The organism is Mariniphaga sediminis (assembly GCF_003573545.1).
Classification (GTDB): Bacteria; Bacteroidota; Bacteroidia; order Bacteroidales; family Prolixibacteraceae; genus Mariniphaga; species Mariniphaga sediminis.
The window spans coordinates 188641-209455 of the sequence record NZ_QWET01000006.1; the positions used below are offsets into that span (position 1 = coordinate 188641).

Consider the following 20815-nt stretch of genomic DNA (forward strand, 5'->3'; position numbering starts at 1 on the left):
TACCGGAGATTGTAATCTCCGGTATTTTTTATTTACACAGTGTATGGGACTGGGCTTTATTCCATTTCCAGAACTGCCAAAACCAACGGAAAAGCAGGGTCCTTACTCCATGTTCCTAAAAGCGATCCTTTCGTTTCCTCTTTTATTTTTAACAATATCTTTTCAGCTTCTTTTTCATCTCCACTGTATTTCGATAAACTCCAGCGTGCAAATAAATTTTGGGGAGCTTTTTCCACCCACTTCATAAGCCATTTTCTCCCTTCTTTTTCATTACCCGACTCTTTTAACAATACAGCCCCCAAATACATAATCGAATTGAAATGTTCATTATTCCTCGTATATTGAATAACCTTTTGTTTTAACTCTTCAGCCTTTGCGGTATTCTTCTTTTTCGCCCAATAGATACTTTCAAGATAGTCTGAAATCCTTTCGTCAGCATTATATGGTTTACCTGCCCCCAGGTTTTCAGGCCAATCTCTTGACTGATTGATAAGCGCTAAAACATCTTTGTTCTTTTTTAATTTCTCTACCGCATCCAGGATACAGGCTTTCCAGTAAGTATACCTGCCGGAACTTGCCCCTTCGCTTGGAAGGATTGTCGTATTCTTCAGAAGATCCAAAGCATCTGCATATTTCCCTGCAATTAAAAGGTTTCCGGCATATTGATACGACAAAACAAAGTTATCCGGAAATTTTGATGCCCCTTTTTCGATCCATTCAAATGCTTCATCAAAACGAGACTGCTGCTCATAGTAATAAGACAACTCCTGATAAGTTCTCCATTCATTTTTATCAAGCTCCCATGCCCTTTTCAGGTCGGCTTCTCCATCATAATCAGGCACATTGGCATTCAGCTTGTCGCGGGTTAAATAGAAAGCAAAATAATCCGGTTCATCTCCACACTCTGCAAAATATTTTTTTGCCTCATCCACCCTTCCTTTTGACCAGTAAATTAATCCCAGGTAGTACTTTGTTTTCCAGCTATTATTGTGCATTAAGGCCCATTGTAAAACCTCTGCGGTCTCTTCACGGAACGGATAAACCAACTCCGGCGATGCCATAACTGCTTTTTCAAGATACTTGCTGTCTTTTAAAATATAGGCAAGCCAATAATAGATAATGGGTGTAGGTTTCGTTGATTGAAGCATTTGCACCGCTTTTTCTTCCAGGTTCAGCTGGTAATAGGCAATTGCCTGCTCCAAACAAATTTCAAAAGGCATCTCAAAATGGAGTACTTTCTCAAAAGCATAATTTTTTTCGAAGCGGGCAAAGGTATTTAAAGGGTCAATCGTTAAAATCTCATTCAGGATTTCCGTTTTATCCTCTTGTTGCCCCATTGCCTCATACACAAGAGCCTTTACTTTCAATGCATTAATGTTATTGCGGTTATACTCAAGTGCCTGATTCACATACTTCAGGCTTTTGCTCATGTCGCCACTGGCAAAATATACGGTTGCCATTTGTGTTTTGGCTACAGATCGGTATTGCATGGAACGGGCCGCCAGTCCAAATGCTTCAAGTGCATCATATTTTTTCCCCAGCTTTTTACTGACAAGACCATAAATGTAATTGGCCCCGGGATCGTATGTATTGTTCGACAAGGCTTTGTAAGCAAAAGCTTCTGCTTCTTCATACAGCATACTTCTGTAGTGCAGGTTTGCCATTCCGGTTAAGGCACCGGAATGAAACGGATCTTTTTGCAGTACTTCTTCGTACTTCACTTTTGCCCCATTGTAATCCCTTTGTCTTTCCAACTCTACCCCAGCCGTAAAAACAGCATCTGTTGATTTCCAATCAAAGTCTTTACTCATTTCTGCGGGCCTGGACAATTTTTGTTCTTTTCTTTCTTTGGTATCATAAGAAAAGTAATTCCCGATTTCTACCTGAATATCATTGATATTATCCATTTCAAATGATTCCAGGACAACTTCAGTGGGTTTTAAGTTAATTTTTCTTTCTACCACCACCTTATCATTCACTTTTACAATAAGATTATCCACTATTTCCTGGTTGGCACAGAACCCCACTTTTACCTCACGTCCGTTTTGTTCCACATTCAATGAGCCATATTCATCGGCTTTAACCATTCCCCCAATTTCTTTTACAGGAAACCAAAGTTCAGAAAACTTATGCTCGGTACCTTCATCAAAAAACATATGCTTATAAGGGGTTAGTGTACTGTGAGCGCCAGCCTGGTTGTACAATAAGCCTGTTTGTATTTCGCTGTACTGAACATTTCCCGGGTCTGTGAGCAGGTCTGTCCAGATGGCTCCCTGCCTCGATATGGCCCACATCCATATCTTTTTGCCCGGTTTGTCATCGTGTGCCGCCCAATGACCTAACCCAAAATCCTTATTCCTGAAATAACAGAGAAAATGTTCGGCATACTCTCCCGTTACATGGTAAGATTTGTCCCCTCCGAAATTATTATTTTTATACAGTGAAATATCTACTCCATTTTCATTTACCGGCCAGGAGAATGCTTCTCCTCCATGTCCGATTTGCCTGGTGCCCGGAAAATGGTACTCAAGGTCGTCAGTAGCATCTACCGATGCAGTCATCCAATTATATAAAGAGGTTTTTAGGTCGTAAGGGTTATACCAGATTGCATTTGTTTCAAAGTAGGATCTGTCGGGGTGAAGACGGATTTCTACCCTCCATTCCGTGCGCGAAGTCAAATCCGGAGCTCCCACGATACAACTTACGCTGCCGTCTTCATTTTCTTTGAGAATATAATTTACCGGGGAAGCGGTGGACGGGGCATGCCCGATAGTTCCGAAATTGAACTCTATTCCCCCGGAGGTCCAGGGCCCACGCATGGCAATGTCGCGGAACTTCATCACCTTGTTGTAATATATGAACTCCTCCCCTGTCGACTTATCGATTGCCCCCAATACCTTGCCCCCCACTTCCGGCGCAACCAATACTTTGATATAATCGTTTTCCAGGGTAACTATAGTCCACTCCTTCTCCTTGGGAGTGTTGGTAAAACCATCGAACCGAAAATACGGGTAAACCTTATTAACCCTTGCCACCGGGCTGGGATCGCTAAAGCCGTAAGTTCGGAACAACTCTTTACTTTCTTTTATAACCGCCTTTTGGCCAAACAACACATGGCCTGCTAATAACAGGACTACTAATGCAAACAATCTCATAATACAATATTTTCTTTCTGTTTGATTTGATTTTAATTGTTCTCTAAAGCTATGGTTATTTTTATATTTTTGAGTGTCAAAATTTTTGCAAAATTTTTGCAAACATGGATGAAGTCCGCTTAATTAAAATATGCCTGCAATTAGTTACTCAGAAGCTGGAATGGAGAGTCAGCAATGAGTGGACAGATTTCGATTATAAAAAATTAAGACAACTTATTTTTGATGCTTCAGGAATAAACATAAGCACCCATACGCTCAAACGACTTTTTGGAAAAATCCAGTATAAAAAAGAATACAACCCTCAACTCGCTACTAAAAATGCTCTTTCAATTTTTATCGGATATAAAAACTGGGAAGATTTTTCCAAAGCTCATCATAATCTGAACAGAGAGTCGGCACCAAAAGAAAAGAAAAAATTACCCGGAAAAAAACTCCTGATTTTTGGGTCAATAGGGATTCTCTTCATTCTTGTTGGGAGTTTAGTTACTGTCTACCGTCAACACATTAAATCCAACAAGAAATACAATTTTACTTTTTATACTGAAAAAAAAGCGGAAAGCATACCCTTTACTATTCCCTATCATTATGATATCAGTAAACTTAAAACAGATAAAGTATTTCTGGATTTTGGGTACAGCATACTATCTGATAAACAACGGTTTTCTCTTGATAAAACAAGAAACAACTTCAACCATTGTTTTCAAATACCCGGTTGGTACAAAGTAAGCCTCATTGCTGACGAGGATACCCTGAAGTCCATCTATACCCACGTTCTTTCAGATGATTGGGTGACATACATTACAGACAACGTTAATCCGAACCCCTGGCTGGATAATATGCTAACAGACAATAAACAAAATGGATTTCTGCGGATAACTCCACGGCAGGCTTTTACCTGTGGAATAGATACCACCTCAACCTACCGTGTAACCCACATGCTGATCAAAGAATTTGAAATTCCGGCTGATGAGCTGACCTTTGAGGTTCGTTTCCGGAATTCATCTGAAGATGGAGGACTTACATGCTACGATTCCCAGTTTGAATTAATTGGAGAAAACAAAAGGGCTACCATTACTTTTGTAGAAGAAGGATGCTACCGTTACGCTAATTTTGTATTCAGCGATGTAAAAAAGATGGGGGAATATGATGACCTGTCCGCTTTCAGCCAGGAAATCACTCAATGGAGCACCCTGAAAATAAAGGTTGCCGATATGAACTCAGAAATTCTTTTTAATGATAAAACAATATACCATTGTCAGTACAACACCCCCCTTGGAAACCTGAAAGGCATTCTGCTCATGTTCAAAGGAAGCGGAACAGTAGATTACGTTCGTTTGTACAACAGGAATAACGAATTGGTCTATTCGGATGATTTTTAGAGTGAACTTATTGGATTCTCAATAAAGTTATCAGTTTACATGTTTTTGTCACCTCTATTCATGACCCTTCTTGCTTTAACCACTGAGGGCGCAGAGAAGACACAGAGAGCCGCAAAGGTTCTATTGCCAACCCAAATATTTTTTTGGATTGAACATTGAATATTCTTGAAGAGAAACAAATTTTCAATAATCAGTAAAGGAACTCATTACGTATTTGGAAATTGAGTGTCGGGTATTCTGCATTGGCTATTTCCAAAACGCAAAGCAATATTTTAATCCTGTCTTCATGGCTTTCCTTGCTTTAACCACAGAGGACGCAGAGAAGACACAGAGAGCCGCAAAGTTTCGATTGCCAACCCAAATGTTTCTTTTGGATTGAACATTGAATATTTTTAACACCGAACCCTTAATCAAGTGAGTACTGAAAAAAACTACACCGAAAACAAAGCAACAATCAGGATGATGTGGCTTAACAGGTACATCCTGCATCCTGTTGGGGCGTCCTGCAAGCATGTAGGGCGCCCTGCTTATTTTTACCCTGCCCTGCATGGATTTTATGCTTTCCTGCGCAGCAGTATTACAAAATATAAAAGCAGGAAGGGTGAAAAGGCCGCAGGAACAACCCAAAACGCTGCAGGATCAAAAAAAAGGCCGCAGGAAATGCACAAAGTGACGCAGGATGGGTAATGAAGTTGCAGGATACAGTTTTTAAACGATTTACCATGCTGACACCAACAGAATATAGATCGAATACTTCGTCTACGGGTAACAATATTTAAAATATTAAAAGCAGTACCCCTCTTTATCACAGTTAAAAAAGGAACTAACTCCCTCTAGTTTAAGCACTCAAGATATTTATGATATTCTTTTTTCCCAAACCAGGGAGCTCCCACTTTATTAAAAAAACGAACCTTTTTTAATAAATATTCCTCGCTGGGTTTTTCAAAATATGAGATAATAATTCCAATTAAAATGATTGCCGGGCAAATTATAACATAATAAAAAAACATCCAGTCGTTCAAATCATATCCACTGGTTTGATTGATTACGAGTAACAAACCAAACCCAGAAACAATTGAAATAACAGTTGTAATCCAAACAGCCTTTTCTCCGGTTTTCCACCATAAAAATCCCCCTAGTGCAGGAAAAAATAGTGATGCCATAATAATATTTCCGACAAAAAGTGTATTAATAACCTGATCAACAATTGTTATAGAAACAATTATTGTAAATAGTGCTATAGACAATGTCATGATGCGTGAAAAACGTAATAATTTTTTTTCTGTAGCATCGGGATGCATTATGCGTTTATAAATATCATTTGACGTAATGGATACAATATTGTTCCAGATTGTTCCCATAGTAGTCTGTCCGATTGCAATTATTACAGCCAGCAAAAGTCCACTAATTCCTACCGGAAGCCAATTGTTTATTGCCATGGCCAAAGCTAATTGAGGATCTGTCAAATCAGGAAATCCAACCTTTACATATGCTGCTACCTGAATTGAAAAGGCATAAACAAAAACTATCAATACTGCTCCTATTCCCATACTTGCATAGGCTACTTTTTCATTTTTAGCAGCAGTCATAAGTTGCGCATACCAGGGAGATTGCATATAAATTAAAAACAATAAAAAATAAGTTGAAAGGATAAAACTAAAAGGCAATTGAGGATCATTCCACATGCCAACCGGATTTATACTAAGATATTTCTCCTCAAAAACCTGTTCTATTCCTCCTAAACTAATCGCATGCTCCCTTGTAAAATACCACATTAGAGGCAAGGCAACAAGTGTTAAAATAAAAGATAAGGTATTTGTATGAGCAACAGCAGTAAGTCCCCCAATAACACTGAATATAAGCACAGTAATTGATATAATTATGACAGTAGTCGTTAATGATATTCCCAGACTGGAAGCAAAAATAAGTCCGACAGCCCTCAGATACGCGGGAGAAAAAAACAGAAGCAGAATTACAATCATAAAGGTGGCTAATAATCTAAAGCTTTTATTATACCTGATTTCAAACAACTCAATTATTGAAGTTGCATTAATCCTTTTCCACCTTTTGGCAACAATGAAAGTATAGGCCATAAAACCGATAAATGAAGCAAGTAATATTAACTGTGAATAAAACCCAGCCTTATAACCGAAACTGGAAAAACCGACCATGGTGGCCGTATTAAATTCGGTCATAACTATGGTTGAAATAAGAACAAATAAGCCGAGGCTCCTACCCGCTACCAAAAAATCTGCACTATCATGCACATTTCTTGACTTCCAAATGCCATAAAAGATAATGACTACAATATAGCTTATTACTATTACTAAATCTATCGAACTTATATTCATGGTTTTTTTAATTTAGAATCATTTGATTTATTTATATCAGTAGTTTTTAGTTGTTTTTTATTCAAAATTTCTGGTAATGTCCTTTCCTAAAACAGCTTAACAGATTTAACTTTTATTTCTGAAAGCTGTACATGTTTATTCTGTATTTACTGGGCTACAAAACTATTTTATTTTTTATTCCTGCAAATTCTTTCCTGTGTTTATTTAACTCCTGCCGATGATTACATTTTTCTGAGACATGCGGATTTAAGGCAAAAGCTAGAGGTAGAAGGGGTATATTTTACAACAAGGGAAGCCACTAAAAAAACAATACCAATTCTGGATTGGCATTGTCTGAAATCAGTTCTTAGTAATAATTGTAAAAGGGTCCAGCTATAAAATAGCCAAACCCTCGATATCTTTTTACTCTCTTTGTGAAACAGTTCTATTTTCTTTTTTTTTGAAAAAATCCTGATTAATCACAAATTTTCAGAATGGCAGGTTTCATTATGTCTAATTGCAAATTGATCCTGTAACCACTTTTCAACTTTTCGTATTTAGTTTTTTCCCATGTACCTTCTTCATTTAAACATTCAACATTTTTACCTTCCCACTCAGGAGCAACTTTCAAAGAAAAGGAATTGAAGGTATCTGAGGAGAGATTAGTTAACGTTACTATTGCATAATTTGCTGAACGAGATTTATTAACAATACAAAATACATTTGGCAAATCCTTCACAAAAACAGGCAAAGACTCATTAGCCAACCATTCGATGGTTTGGCACATTAATTCTTTCTTTTTATAGTTAAACATGCCGGAAGACCTATTATTTGCATTAAGTGCAGTAACAGCGATCCTACCTCCCTGACTATTCTGAAATCGATACATGGCAGGCATAACTTTTTTCTCTTCCCCATCCAAAAAATCGGTAATAATCTCAGCGTTCTTTGCGGGTTTCAAGACAAAGAATAAACCACTTTCAGTACCAGCAGGAGCATGAATATTATTGTACATCAAGTCACCTTCAATATTAAGAAAGTCAGATGTGTCGCGTATCCCTTCATAACAAAAATTGGCTTCTTTACCTGTGGATACCCTTTCTGCTCCAATAAGTTTTCCCCAGCCTTTTTCATATAACGAATAGGCTGCTTCTCCGTCCATCATTACATTTCCGGTAAGTAATCTTTCTATTTCTTCATCATCCATCATATCGGTCATGTTCCCGGATATAAACCTGACATTCCCGTTTTTTGACGTGTAAGGAATACCCAAACGACCCAAAACAGAAACCCACCGTGCTCCGGAATCAGTATGCGGACGTCCTGAACCGGCATACGGGTTAACAATATGGGCGAAAGGTTTATGAACAACTTCAACTCCGGTTACGTCACAATTACTGACTGCCCTCTTCAAAGCATTTAATCGTTTAGTTTCAGAATGATACATTTTCAAATATCCCTCTTCCTCCGTTGGGTTATCCAGGTATTGGGTGGGATAAAACAATAAATCATCAAACCCATAAGATATTGTAGCAGTTATTAAACTTTTCATTTTTGCCGCAGACATAAAAAAGCGGTTGTGGGGATATGTATCTGATTCGTGAAAACATTCAAAACTATCCGGTAAATGCTGTTTGCTGTATAAAGCGTGAAAAACATTATCCGGTAATGACTGTGCATGATCAGAGCCATAACTTGTACCATAAAGCCTTACAGAAGGCCGGGTATTTCCGGCAAATGCCTGAGTCACGGCTTCTGTAAAATCGCCATCGAAATCAGTCATGCCCGATTGGCACAACATAATTCGTGTTTCCGGGGCTATCTCGTCTATTTTTTTTCGAATCAGGCTCGCAAGATTTGAGAGTGAATCACGGGATAGTTCAGCCCATGCCTGGCGTAGTTTTATACTTTCCGGTGTAACTTGTTGAAATATTTCAAACAACTCCTCTCTGGAGTAATATTTATTTTGCCTTTTAGCAAACTCAGCCAAATGTAAAGGACAAAAACAACCAAATTGAACTTCAGGAGGCTGGTGGCTCAATTCATAATCATCCTCAAACTGCACCATAAAAGGATTACTCATTTTCACCACAGTTGCTACATTCTCACTGAAATCTTCCATATATTTTGGGTCGATTGGGCAAAGCGAAATCGAAGATATTTTTCCTGACAAATCCGTAATATACTGGAAAGGCGCTCCTGAACCAGATCGAAGAGAAGGTGCACACCACCACCCAACTTCAATATCATAAGATGAGAGTTGCTGCTTTACATATAAAACTTTCTCCCCTATTTGCCGGTAAACTTGCGATGCAGGATAGCCGAAAAGTCTTACATGCTCCATGGGATCGGTCAATAAAAATCGCCGTAACCCAAACCTCTTTTTTATCTCTATCATTTGAGATAGCATCTCTTCTTTTCGGTTCATAAAAAAATTGAATGGGACAATAGGATCAATTCCGCCAGTTAATTCCCTGCCGCTTGTATATTCCCCTTGCGCAAACACACTTCCTGAAGCCAAATAAGCTGAGCCCAGGGCAGATATTTTAATAAAATCTTTTCTTTTCATTTATTAATTATATTATTAATTTTTAATGGGTTATAAGTATGAATGGATAAATAATATCCTTAGCTTTAGTCTTTTACAATTTTCCTGTTTTCTTAAACATTCCATTGTAAAGGCAGAGTTATTGACAGTATACTGTTTCTAATCATTCTTTTACATCGCTTTCTATTAATTTTTTCCAAATTAAATATCCTTGCCCTTTCAAATGTAGCCCGTCAAAAGAAAGCTCCATGTTGAGATTGCCATCTGGATTTAAAAAACTATCGAATAGATTAATATATTTTGCTGACTTTTTATCTGCTATTTTTTTCAAATTATTGTTTAAGACTATTATAGAATCATTATTTCGCTCCGGATGGTTGTTTGTTGGCAAGACACTCTGAATATAGATTTTTGTTTTTGGAGTGGATTTGTTAATTCTGTTAATAATCTTCTCGTAATTTGCACAAATCTCTGATATCCTAATATTTAATGCCAAATCGTTTGTACCAATACTAAGAAATATTTTATCCGGATTAGATTCAGTTATTTCTGTTAATCGTTCTAAGAGTCCTTCAGTATTATCACCTCCAATCCCCCTATTCTTAATTTTGGGATTAGAAAATAATTCAGCCCATTCGCAACCAAAAGTTATGCTGTTCCCGACAAAAACAATTTCATTTGAGTCATTGGGTAATATGTCATAAAGAGATTTTGTTTCTTTCCAATGCTGGTATTTTTTATAATACCAGTATGGCTTTTCAGATAATAAATCTGGCTTTTCTGATCGAAATTTGTTTTTTAAATATGGACTCCCGCCTTTTTTATATATTTCATAACTAAACAGGATTAAAAAACTGATGTTTAATATAATTGAAAACGCTAAAATTTTTTTCATATTCTATAATACATTTGTTTTTACAATTACCGCCAACAGCATTATACCGGAAGCATTAAGGCTCATCTGAAAAATTAATTGTAATAATACCCCAAGTAGAAATTGCAACTAATAAATAAATATCTATCCTACTTGGGGTGTTAAAACTGATCTGAAGAATCAATTAACTAATCTGTATTTAACTGACATTTTTTTACAATCGTCAATATCCTGGATTTTGTTCCAGTTTAGGATTTCTGTCAATGGCAGATTGTGGTATTGGCAAGAGGTAGTTTTTGGACGGATCAAAAGTCACCTCTCCTTCAGCAGCAGGAACTCTTGTATAAGTTAATTCACCATCTACCTCTTCAATAAGCATTGCATGGAATGTACCGTTAAGTTTTTCTTCTGCCATTTTCAGACGTAATAAATCGCGCCAACGTTTATTTTCAAAGGCCAGTTCCACCCTTCTTTCCTGATGGATGGCTGCCCTCATTTCATCCTGAGACAGGCCTTCTGCCAATGGAGGCAGCTCAGACCTTTCCCTGACACTATTAATGGCCTCATAAACTGACAGATCAGGCCCTACTGCTTCATTCTGAGCTTCAGCGTAGCTTAATAACACTTCCCCATATCTGAAAATAATAAAATCAGCACTGCTTAAGTTATTTCTTCCGGCAACAGCATATTTAGGATTCATTCCTTTCTTTAAATAATATCCTGTCCCTGTTGCTTCGTTCACAGCACTTAAATCTATTTCATTCCCGCTGCCAACTCCTTTTCTCGTGTATATTATATCGCCATTCCATTCTCCTCCATCAAAAACAATAGATTGATAAAAACGTTTTTCACGATTTGCATACGGGTTCTGAGGATTATAACCAGATTCCGGATCATAAATCAGCAAACCATTTGCCATAAAATACTCATCAACAACTTCCTGAGTAGGATTCAACAATCCCCATCCTGTCATAGAGCCATTCGACATTCTGGTTCCACGCAGTCCTTCATGGCTACTTGCTAATCCTGTACCCCCTAAGTGATGTTTTGCAAAGATTGTTTCAACATTCCCATTATTTTCTTCGAAAAACATGGTGTTGTAATCCGGGAATAACTCATAGATTCCCAGATCCATAATTCTTTTATATGTTGCTGCTGCCGATGCCCATCTGTTCAATTCATTATTTGTATTATACAAAGGGCTGGCCCAAAACAATTCGCAATAACCTTTCAACGCCAAAGCTGCCCCCTTGGTCGCCCTTCCTTCAGACGATTCCAACGGAAGATCACCGACAATTGCTTCACATTCATCAATAATGAATTGAAATGTTTCTGCTGCGCTATTCCGTGGCCTGAATATTTCATCTCCCTGTTCCTGATAATTCAGGACATTGGTTATAATAGGGAGTCCTCCGTGAGCCGTACTCATCCACATATAGAAATATGCCCTCAAAAACCTGGCCTCTGCCAAACGTTTAACCTTCCAGTTTTCGTCAAATTCCCTTTCATTGACTTTTTCAATAAATAAATTACATTTTCTCACAGAAGAATAACTTCCCCAGAAATGCTGGACATTATCAGGATTATACGCCGCATGAGCGTATATTGTCCAACTGTATAGCCCTGAAACCCCATTCAATGCATCGTCACTCCAATTCTCTTCAGCGTCGAATTGAGTATAATAACTGGATATACCCGAATATGCATTATTTAAGAACAAGTCAGCCGTTGACTCATTTACCCAAAGTGTTTCATCGCTTACAGATGATTTTGGAGTAAGATCAAGGGATTCGTCGCATGATGACATGAGAAGCACCACAAATAAACATATAGTTAAATGATAATATGTATGGAATAAAATTTTCATAATAATCTAGTTTATAAGTTAAAATGTTAGATTAACGCCTATTGAAACCACTTTCTGTTGCGGATAGGTATTCCCCCTGTTGTATTCTATCTCAGGGTCAATATTTTTAAGTTTTGTCCAGGTAAACAGGTTTGTTCCTGATAAATATACAGTCGCATTGGATATTCCTATCCGATTAGAAAAAGTAGGAGGCACTGCATAGGACAGAGTAATATTTTTTAGCCTGAAATAACTAACATCGTATACCCAGTGAGAAGATCTTTGAATATTATTAGCAACGGGACTTGGAGTAATTCTGGGATTCCGTGCATTGGTATTTTCAGGAGTCCAGTAATCAAAATTTGACTTATAAGCTGACATCCCGTTATGAAATGGCCAAACAGCTTCTTTTTCGAAATAGAAATCGACAATTCCTGTACCCTGAAAAAACAGGTCAAGTCCAATATTTTTATATTTGATTTCCGGAGAAATGCCGTAGATTATTCCAGGGGTAGAAGGATTTCCAATCACAACTTCATCCGTTCCATCAATTTTACCATCATTATTCGCATCTTTATAACGTATATCTCCCGGATAAACTTTACCCCAGGGTTGTGTGGCTATTTCCGGTTTCAGGTTACCTTCAGAATCAAAATCATTGGATTGAAAATACCCTATCGATTCGTATCCGAATAGAGTACCCAGTGGTCTGCCTGTCCTTTTTCGGTTAGGGTTATTATATGTAGCATCTGATTCAAATACTTCCAGTAACTTATTTTTTGCATAGGTAAAAGATCCGGATAGAGTAAAATTAAAATCTTTAAATAAATCATAATTTAATTCCCCTAAGAATTCAATTCCCTGGTTCTGCATGACTCCGGCATTCACCTGGCTTAATCCAATGCCATACTCGTAAGGCGTTATTATAGTAGGAGAGACAAGCATATTTGACCTTTTTTCAAAAAAGTAATCTGCTTCCATTTTTATCCTACCTTCATTAACTGCTAATTCTATCCCTATATTTGTTTTTTTAGCCCGTTCCCAGGTAATATCCTTATTGGGTTCTGCGTTTTCTCTGGCAACAGAAACCCCACTGCCTCCAAAAACATAACCAGGTCCGTAAATATTATACAATGACATGTACTGGTATGGTACCCCTGCCAGTGCTCCAACTTCACCATAAGAAGCCTTTAATTTCAGATTATATAACCAGGATAAGTTTTGAAGGAATTCTTCTTCTGAAATCCGCCATCCTGCAGAGAATGCAGGGAAGAAACCAAATCTTTTCCCGGGAGCAAAATAATAATGTCCATCATAACGCCCGGTGATTTCTAACAGATATTTCCCGCTAAAATCATAGTTCAACCGATAAACCAAACCTACTTGCTTTGCTTCGTCAGAAATGCCGCCAGTTGCCATATCATCATTTGAAGAACTCCCCATATTTATTTCATCAATAAATACATCATAATTCTTTCGGTAGGCACGCAAACTGGCTGACTTGTTTTTTTTAGCCTCAATAACGCCAAGCAGTCCAATTTTATGTTTTCCAATTTGTTTATTATAATCCAATTTTGCCTGATAAGTTAACTGCTCATATTGATTCCATGTTTGATCCAGTATTGGTTTTTTATCGCCAAAAATTCCTTCAGTAATAACATATGGTGTTTGGGACGTATTAATTGTTGCCAAACGGACAGGTGTTTCCCATATTTTATTATTGACCCAACTTGGATCGTATGCCATAAGCCCGGTTAATTTCAGACCAGGTATAAATGGAACATCCTGCTCAATTGACAATTGTGTAAAAACGGTTGAATACTTTCTTTGATCGTAACCACTGCTGGAAAGAGCTGCTGATGCATGTGCCCCGGCCATTCCATTGCTGTACCATAAAGGACCAAGTCCCATATGCGCATATTTTATCAGTTCGAAGATCCTATCGGTACTCCAGCTAGGTAAATCTGAAGGAGGGCGCGAAGCTTCTTTGATACTCCCATTAACTCTCAATGCGACATTGGTTGTATGTGTTACCTTAGCATCAATATTCATTGCCAGATTATATTGATTGGCATTAGCTGAAACATATTTTGTTTGCCACATTCCATCCTGGTACATATATCCAATGCTTGCGTAGTAATTTATACTTTCATTACCACCAGAGAATTCAATATTATGTTTTGTTAATGGTGAATTACTCTTAATTAATCCGCCATAAAGATCATTATAAGGAGGAAATGCATCGGGATCAGAACCATCTTTAAGTTTTTGGAGGACTTCATCACTATATGGTTTGGATTGCCCAATATTTAGTGCTCCCTCATTTTTCAAAATAGCATATTCATAACTGTTTACCTGATCAGGTAGCACTGTGGGATTTTGAAAGCCTATATAGCCATGGTATGTTAAAGTTGGCTTACCCCCCATCCCACTTTTTGTTGTAACTAAAATAACTCCATTTGCTCCTGCCACTCCGTATGGCGCCACTGCTGCAGCATCTTTCAAGACAGTTATTGATTTAATATTATTGGGATCCAGTTGTTGGAAACTTCTTGGAACACCATCGACTACTAATAAAGGAGATGTTGAACCGGTAGTAGAAATTCCCCGAATATTAATTCTGGCACCATCCCTTCCCGGTTCTCCTGAATTTTGTTTAGTGATAACACCAGTTAATCGTCCTCCAATACCTGCACTTAAATCGGTTACCGGAATATTTGTTAACTCTTCGCCTTCTATCGCTGCAACTGAAGATGTTAAGGATGTTTTTTTCTGTGTGCCATACCCAATTGCAACAACTTCCTCAATACCAATAGCATCAGCAACCATCGTTACATCAATGGTGATCCTGTTTAGCACTTCCACTTCCTGCGTCCGCATCCCCACAAAAGAGAACACCAACACAGCATCTTCCGGAATACTAGTTATTGAGTATTCCCCAACACCATTGGTAACCGTTCCCTGCGTGGTACCTTTAACCACAACGGTTACACCGGGTAGGGGCTGGCCGCCGGTGTCAGTAACTTTACCGGTAATTTTGAGATTTTGTTTTGCAAATTCGTTAGCAATCTGACCTTCATTTTTTTCCAGAATTAAAATATAGCGGTCATAAATTTCATACTCGAACCCTTTATTTTTCAAGAGATAATCCAAAACCTCTGAAATAGATGCATTATTCACTTTAATTGAAAGATTCGACAGGCTTTCAATTTCATCACTTTTATAGAAAAAATAGAACTCTGTTTTTTCTTCAATCTTGGTCAGTATCGACTTAAGAGCAGCATTTTTCATGCTCAGGTCAAAACGGGTGACCTGAGAGTAGGATTCTGATGCACTGGCAGAAATAAGCCCTACGAGAATAAATACCCAAACAAATTTCATCATCAGCAATAATTTACGCCATTGCCATACCCGGCAACAAGCCATGTCATTTTTTTTCATAAATTTGAAATGTTTTTAATAATTTAAATAGTTGTTAAACTCATTGACGGTGGAAGTGGTGGGCACTTTCACCGTTTTTTTTAATGTAATTCCTGATTACTTAACCATAGGCAGTTATTTTTTATAGATTAGTATTTCATCCTTTTTATCTTTATGAATTATCAGTTTATATTCCACTCCATACATTCGTTCCAATATTTTCAGGAAAAGATCCAGCGGTTTATTTTTAATGATAGTTCCGGATATTTTTATGTCTCCTGTTTCTTCATCCATGAGCTTAATATCCAGATTGTACCACCTTTTTAGAATCTTAATTAAATCAGAAAGTTTTGTTTCATTCAGCAGCAGTTTACCGTCAATCCAATTCGTATAAAAATCAGTATCTACTTTTTGAATACTAAAGCTTCCATCAAACTTGCTCATGAGAAGTTGCTCCGACGGATGCAAGGTTGCCAGCAGGTTACCTTCATTGCTTTCCACAGTAACCTTACCTTCTATTAAAGTAACCGCCATCGTAGGTTCATCTTCGTATGCAGCCACGTTAAAAATGGTTCCGTAAACCTTTACAATTCCAGATTTTGTTTTTACCTCGAACGGAACTTCCTCATTGCCTGTGACATTAAACTGCGCCTCTCCCGTAAGCTTTACCGACCTCTTCCGGGTATTGAAAGTTGCCGGGTATTCGAAGACTGTTCCGGCATTTAACCAGACCTTTGTTCCGTCGGATAAAGTCATTTTGCCCATTTGCCCCCACTCCATTTCAATCCGGTTATTTGCCACGTCCTGTATTTCGGGAATAAATACTTTGTGTATGAGTATTCCGATAATAAGTGCTACCAGGAATACAGCAGCGTATCGTGAGAAGTGAATAAAAAGCCTTTTAATACGGAAGCCACTGCTGATTTGGTTATGTATATATTTCCAGTTTTTTTCTTTATCAATTTTCCGGATATAAAAACTGTTTGAGGATTTAGAATAAATCTGCCTTGCCTGCCTTAGCTTTTTTTGGGCTTCTTCGGTATCTTTTATTCTTTCAAATTCTTCTGCTTCTTCACTACTCAGACTGTTATGAAGTTTTTTAACAACCAGTTCCCAAACGCTATCCGATTCAATTTTATTCATGTATACATTTACTATTACATATAAAAGACGCAATGGCAAATTAATACAGTGACAGCAAAATCAAAATATTTTAATTTTTTTGAAAAAAAAGCCACAATAAAAAATCATTTGTGGTCAACCTGTCCCGCAAGAAGCGATAAGCCCGGGTCATTTGTGTATTCACAGTATTTACAGATATGCCCAGCACTTCAGAAATTTCCTTGTATGATTTTCCTTTAAAAGTAGCCAGTTCCAGTATCTTTCTCCGTTGTTCGGGCAATTCTTCAATTAATTTATAAACCCGGAGAATACTTTCGTCTGTTTCAAGATTGTATTCCTCAATCGGTGTATTCTCGAGCTTATCAATAATTGTATTTATGTCTGTTTTCCGGCTTTCCGGGGAGCGTAAATAACTGTAAATAGCATTGCGAACCGAAAACAAAAGGTAGTGTTTTATGGATGATTCAATCCCGATATCATTTTTCCGCTCCCAGATTCTAACAAAACAATCGCTAACAATATCCTGAGATAATTCCAGATTATTAACCAATGAATTTGCATAGAGACACAGCGATGAATAATGTTCATCGAAAAGCAGACGGAATGCCTGTTTATCGCCTGATTTTATTTTGCTCCAGATTAGTTTATCCATTGGCTCATATTGTTTACAATGTTAATAATAAATTTAAGCAGGATGAAATCATTTATAAAAAAGGTAACATTTTAAAGTAAGCCCCATCTCCGGAATTCGGATTAAAATCAATAGGATTTTTCCCAGTCCAATTATTCCCGGACGTTCTTGAATTGACATAAAAAAACAGACGTCTGTAAATTATGTGATTTACAGACGTCTGTTTTTTACGTCCCCCTTTTCCGGGGTAGAGACCCTTGAATTCTATCTGCGGGACTCAATCTTTTAAGCCCTTCCAGTTTATCCCCAGTCAGCTATTCATTTTTTATTTCTTCCTGAAATCATATTTTTCACTTCGGACAAATACTTATCTAAACCAGTAATATAGCTCGAAGGAAATACCAACAGAACAACAAGCGCCCCAATTTCAATCAAATTCTTATTGACAATCCAATAGCTCCCTTCTGCAACCACATTCTGATCCAAACCGGCAAAAGGGGGATACGCCATGTAGTATAAAGCCAAAAGCAATATCCCAAATATTTTACATGCTTTTGAAAACAAACCGACAAACAGTCCGAAACCCACTAGTGCCAGCCCCCAGGCGTTCAAAAGATCGACAATACTTAACACAACATCCTGTTGCGCCAGGTTTTTGAAAAGTCCGGAGAAAGGGCCTGTTGCCCCTTCCAAATAAGCTCCTGCAGACCAGCCGGGGGTATAAATTTTTACCAATCCTTCATATAAAAAATGCCAACCTATCAAGACTCTCAAAAAGGTTAATGCAAAAATCTGCTTGCCAGAATACCCCATCTTTTTAACAATTTCTGTTCCCATCAAAATAGTTTTATCTAGTTTTTAAACCTACCCTCCAATTATTACCTTTTCATTTGATTTGTCCCACCTCACAGGCTTTTTGTGTACATACGCCAAATTAGCAAGATTAAAAGTCACGGCTTCCTCAAACCCCTGATCAATATCACAACTGGGATGTCCATGTCCGCGTATAGCATCAAGCCATTCTCTAAGATGAAGGTAGGTTCCATCAATAACTTTCCCATCAATAAAAGTCGGGCCAAATCCCCCTTTCATAAACGCCCGGGATGTGGCCGTTGAAATAGCATCAATATCGGTACTGGGGGCATAATAGTACATTGGGTCGGAGGGGTCAATTTTAATGTCCTTAAATTTTTCTGATTGTTTATCCTTATACATAAGAATTGCTCCGTCAATATCGATGGTGGCTTCCGAGCCTAGAATCCGCGATTCTCTGTACACTTCGTTTTTCAGCGTCCCGTCATAAGTCATGGTAAGTCCTTTCTCCGGGTAACTGAATATTGCGCTTAAAACATCAGGCATATCCCCATAGCCTTTATAATAATACTGGCCTCCCAATGCAACTACGGTTTCAGGAATTCCCAAACCCAACACCTGGTTGACACAATCATATCTATGCGTAAAATCGTTGCCTGTAACACTTGTTCCATAGTCGCTGTACCGTTGCCAGGAGAAATATCTTTTGTGTTCAAATTCATGCCAGGGCGCTTTACCCAAAAATTCCTTCCAGTTGATATTATTTTTATTTCCGAGATGGTGATCAAATGCTTTGTCTCTTATCCAGGCCCCGAAAACTGTATTTCGGTTTGTAAAAGTCTGGACCATTGTAACAGTACCCAAAACGCCCTTCTCATATAACTCACGGGCAATTTTGAAGCTCATCTGCTGGCGGTTTTGATGCCCCAGCTGAAAAACGATGTCAGACTGTTTAATGGTATCTCTCAGCTCAATGGCTTCTTCAATAGTGTGAGTCATTGGCTTTTCGAGATAAACATGTTTCCCTGCATTTGCCGCAGCGATTGCAATTGAGGCATGGGTATGATCGGGCGTAGCAATAATTACGGCATCAATGTCCTTGCTGGCAATCATTTCCCGATAGGTAGGAAACACTTTTATCGGACTACCTTTTTTATTTCCCTTTTCTATGCCTTCCTGTTTAAATGGAATAAACTCGCCGCCGCGTTTAGCATGCACTTCAAATGTGTCACATACTCCCACAAAATCTACATTAAGGTCATCATACCCTTCATAATTTTTCAGTCTGCCGGTAAGTTGCCCTTCTACCCTACTCTCTTCCAGTGCCTCCGGATGTGCAAAGCCAAGTGTATTCAGCAACCGTTCTCCCCGCCATCCATTGCCTACCACTCCAATCCGTATGCGTTTTTCATCGTGGGCAGTCGATGGAGATAACTTTTGCCTGGGAGCTTCAAGTTCTCCTATCCCCAGAACCTTCTGGTAATCTTTACTTTTCTCACTTATTCCTTTCGTAATATTATTTTTAAAGCCAAAGGCGAAATACCCTAAAAAAGGGATTGTTGCCAGGCCTTTTAAAAAGTCTCTTCTTAATACATTCATAATTCATAAAATTAAACCAGACTATATCTTTTTTACTTCTCTGTTTGGGGTAGAAACATATTTGAAGTGTTGACTATTTGAAAATCATTTTTTTTGAATGGGCCACCACTGCAATCTTCATTTTGTAATAATCGAGCATGGCCTGTTTTGCCTCATCGTATGATGTTTCAGGGCTATCCATAATATACGTGCAGTCTTCAACCACAACTATGGCAAAACGTGTTCTCCGGGTATCTGAACCTGCAAGCAGGTTAATTCCCGTATCGCGATGTAACATACATTCGTTTAAAGATCCTCCTGTGTATAATATTACTTTAATCCCTTGTTTCCACAATACATATCTGAATTCGTTGTGAGTGGAAACAACAAACTCATCCTCCAATGGAGTTAAAAACCGGGAAATGTCCCTCTTGCTTTTCGGTGAAAAAAAATACGCCGGGGCTGATCCTTCGCTTCGATTATTACGAATTAAATCATAATACTTATTATTACTTTCCGGCCAATCTAAAAAGACTGGAGTTGATTTGGATTGGGGATACGATTCCATAACCTTTGCAACAGTATCTCTCAGGGTATAATACTGAGGGTATTTATCAACCACAGGATGGTTGGGGGCATGGATAACTGTTACCCCTGATTTTCTGCATTTTTCCAATAGTTCCTGTAAGTTTTTTAAATATCCCGATGCCGGCTCTCCTTCTTCCGGATCGTTATTATTCCAGGTATCAACAAGCACAACAGCCAGCTCATTAACAGGCACTTCAAGGGTGCCATTTCCCTCCTCTTTTATCAGTTTCTCAACGCCGCATGAATCTTTTGTTGTTCTGAAACTGGGCAAAAACTTAAATGGAATGGAAACGATACCTTCTTCCTTTTCCGTTTTTTCTGTAGCCTGATCTACAGGAAGAGCCGTTGGCTCCATATTGGGTACTGCACTTACCTGTTGATAAAGAAAAACCTGTGCTACCATCAGCAGACACATAACAACCACACCCCTGTTTGTTCTTTCTTCTTTTTTCATTCCAATTGTACTTATCTATTATTTTTACTTTACATGTTTCACTCACTCTACAACTACTTCTATTGCGCCATTAGACA

The 20815-nt window shown here is 38.1% G+C and carries 13 protein-coding genes; 2 read left to right on the top strand and 11 right to left on the bottom strand.

All coding sequences use genetic code 11. The features are described from left to right. Nucleotides 1–56: 56 nt before the first annotated feature. Nucleotides 57–3155: a DUF5107 domain-containing protein gene (locus tag D1164_RS09835; protein WP_147372128.1), complete on the bottom strand. Its 3099-nt coding sequence runs from the start codon at nt 3153–3155 to the stop codon at nt 57–59. A gap of 104 nt (nt 3156–3259) precedes the next feature. Between D1164_RS09835 and D1164_RS09840 the strand changes: the two genes are divergently transcribed. Both D1164_RS09840 and D1164_RS09845 read left to right on the top strand, forming a co-directional pair. Further along, complete coding sequence (locus D1164_RS09840) at nt 3260–4534, top strand: hypothetical protein (RefSeq protein ID WP_119349798.1); 1275 nt, start codon at nt 3260–3262, stop codon at nt 4532–4534. Between the two features lie 414 nt (nt 4535–4948). Further along, nucleotides 4949–5221, top strand: coding sequence for a hypothetical protein (locus D1164_RS09845; RefSeq protein ID WP_119349799.1), 273 nt, complete (start codon nt 4949–4951; stop codon nt 5219–5221). A gap of 146 nt (nt 5222–5367) precedes the next feature. Here the strand turns inward: D1164_RS09845 and D1164_RS09850 are convergent, their stop codons facing one another. The 10 genes from D1164_RS09850 to D1164_RS09895 all read right to left on the bottom strand — a co-directional run bounded on the left by D1164_RS09850 (nt 5368) and on the right by D1164_RS09895 (nt 20738). Beyond that, nucleotides 5368–6885: a sodium:solute symporter family protein gene (locus tag D1164_RS09850; protein WP_119349800.1), complete on the bottom strand. Its 1518-nt coding sequence runs from the start codon at nt 6883–6885 to the stop codon at nt 5368–5370. Nucleotides 6886–7339: 454 nt separating this feature from the next. Beyond that, nucleotides 7340–9433, bottom strand: coding sequence for a hypothetical protein (locus D1164_RS09855; RefSeq protein WP_119349801.1), 2094 nt, complete (start codon nt 9431–9433; stop codon nt 7340–7342). A 142-nt stretch (nt 9434–9575) separates the two neighbouring features. Then, a complete protein-coding gene (locus tag D1164_RS09860) occupies nt 9576–10307 on the bottom strand; it encodes a GDSL-type esterase/lipase family protein (RefSeq protein WP_119349802.1) in 732 nt (243 codons plus the stop codon). A 202-nt stretch (nt 10308–10509) separates the two neighbouring features. After that, nucleotides 10510–12153, bottom strand: a complete 1644-nt coding sequence (locus D1164_RS09865) for a RagB/SusD family nutrient uptake outer membrane protein (protein WP_119349803.1) — start codon at nt 12151–12153, stop codon at nt 10510–10512. 18 nt (nt 12154–12171) lie between these two features. Next, complete coding sequence (locus D1164_RS09870) at nt 12172–15573, bottom strand: TonB-dependent receptor (RefSeq protein WP_119349804.1); 3402 nt, start codon at nt 15571–15573, stop codon at nt 12172–12174. A gap of 114 nt (nt 15574–15687) precedes the next feature. After that, on the bottom strand, nt 15688–16695 hold the full coding sequence (locus D1164_RS09875) for a FecR family protein (RefSeq protein ID WP_119349805.1): 1008 nt from the start codon (nt 16693–16695) through the stop codon (nt 15688–15690). Nucleotides 16696–16765: 70 nt separating this feature from the next. Then, on the bottom strand, nt 16766–17326 hold the full coding sequence (locus D1164_RS09880; RefSeq protein WP_119349806.1) for an RNA polymerase sigma-70 factor: 561 nt from the start codon (nt 17324–17326) through the stop codon (nt 16766–16768). 297 nt (nt 17327–17623) lie between these two features. Continuing rightward, complete coding sequence (locus D1164_RS09885; protein WP_172594404.1) at nt 17624–18142, bottom strand: hypothetical protein; 519 nt, start codon at nt 18140–18142, stop codon at nt 17624–17626. Between the two features lie 27 nt (nt 18143–18169). Continuing rightward, complete coding sequence (locus D1164_RS09890; RefSeq protein ID WP_119349807.1) at nt 18170–19717, bottom strand: Gfo/Idh/MocA family protein; 1548 nt, start codon at nt 19715–19717, stop codon at nt 18170–18172. Nucleotides 19718–19790: 73 nt separating this feature from the next. Continuing rightward, nucleotides 19791–20738, bottom strand: a complete 948-nt coding sequence (locus D1164_RS09895) for a hypothetical protein (protein WP_119349808.1) — start codon at nt 20736–20738, stop codon at nt 19791–19793. Between the last annotated feature and the right edge of the window lie 77 nt (nt 20739–20815).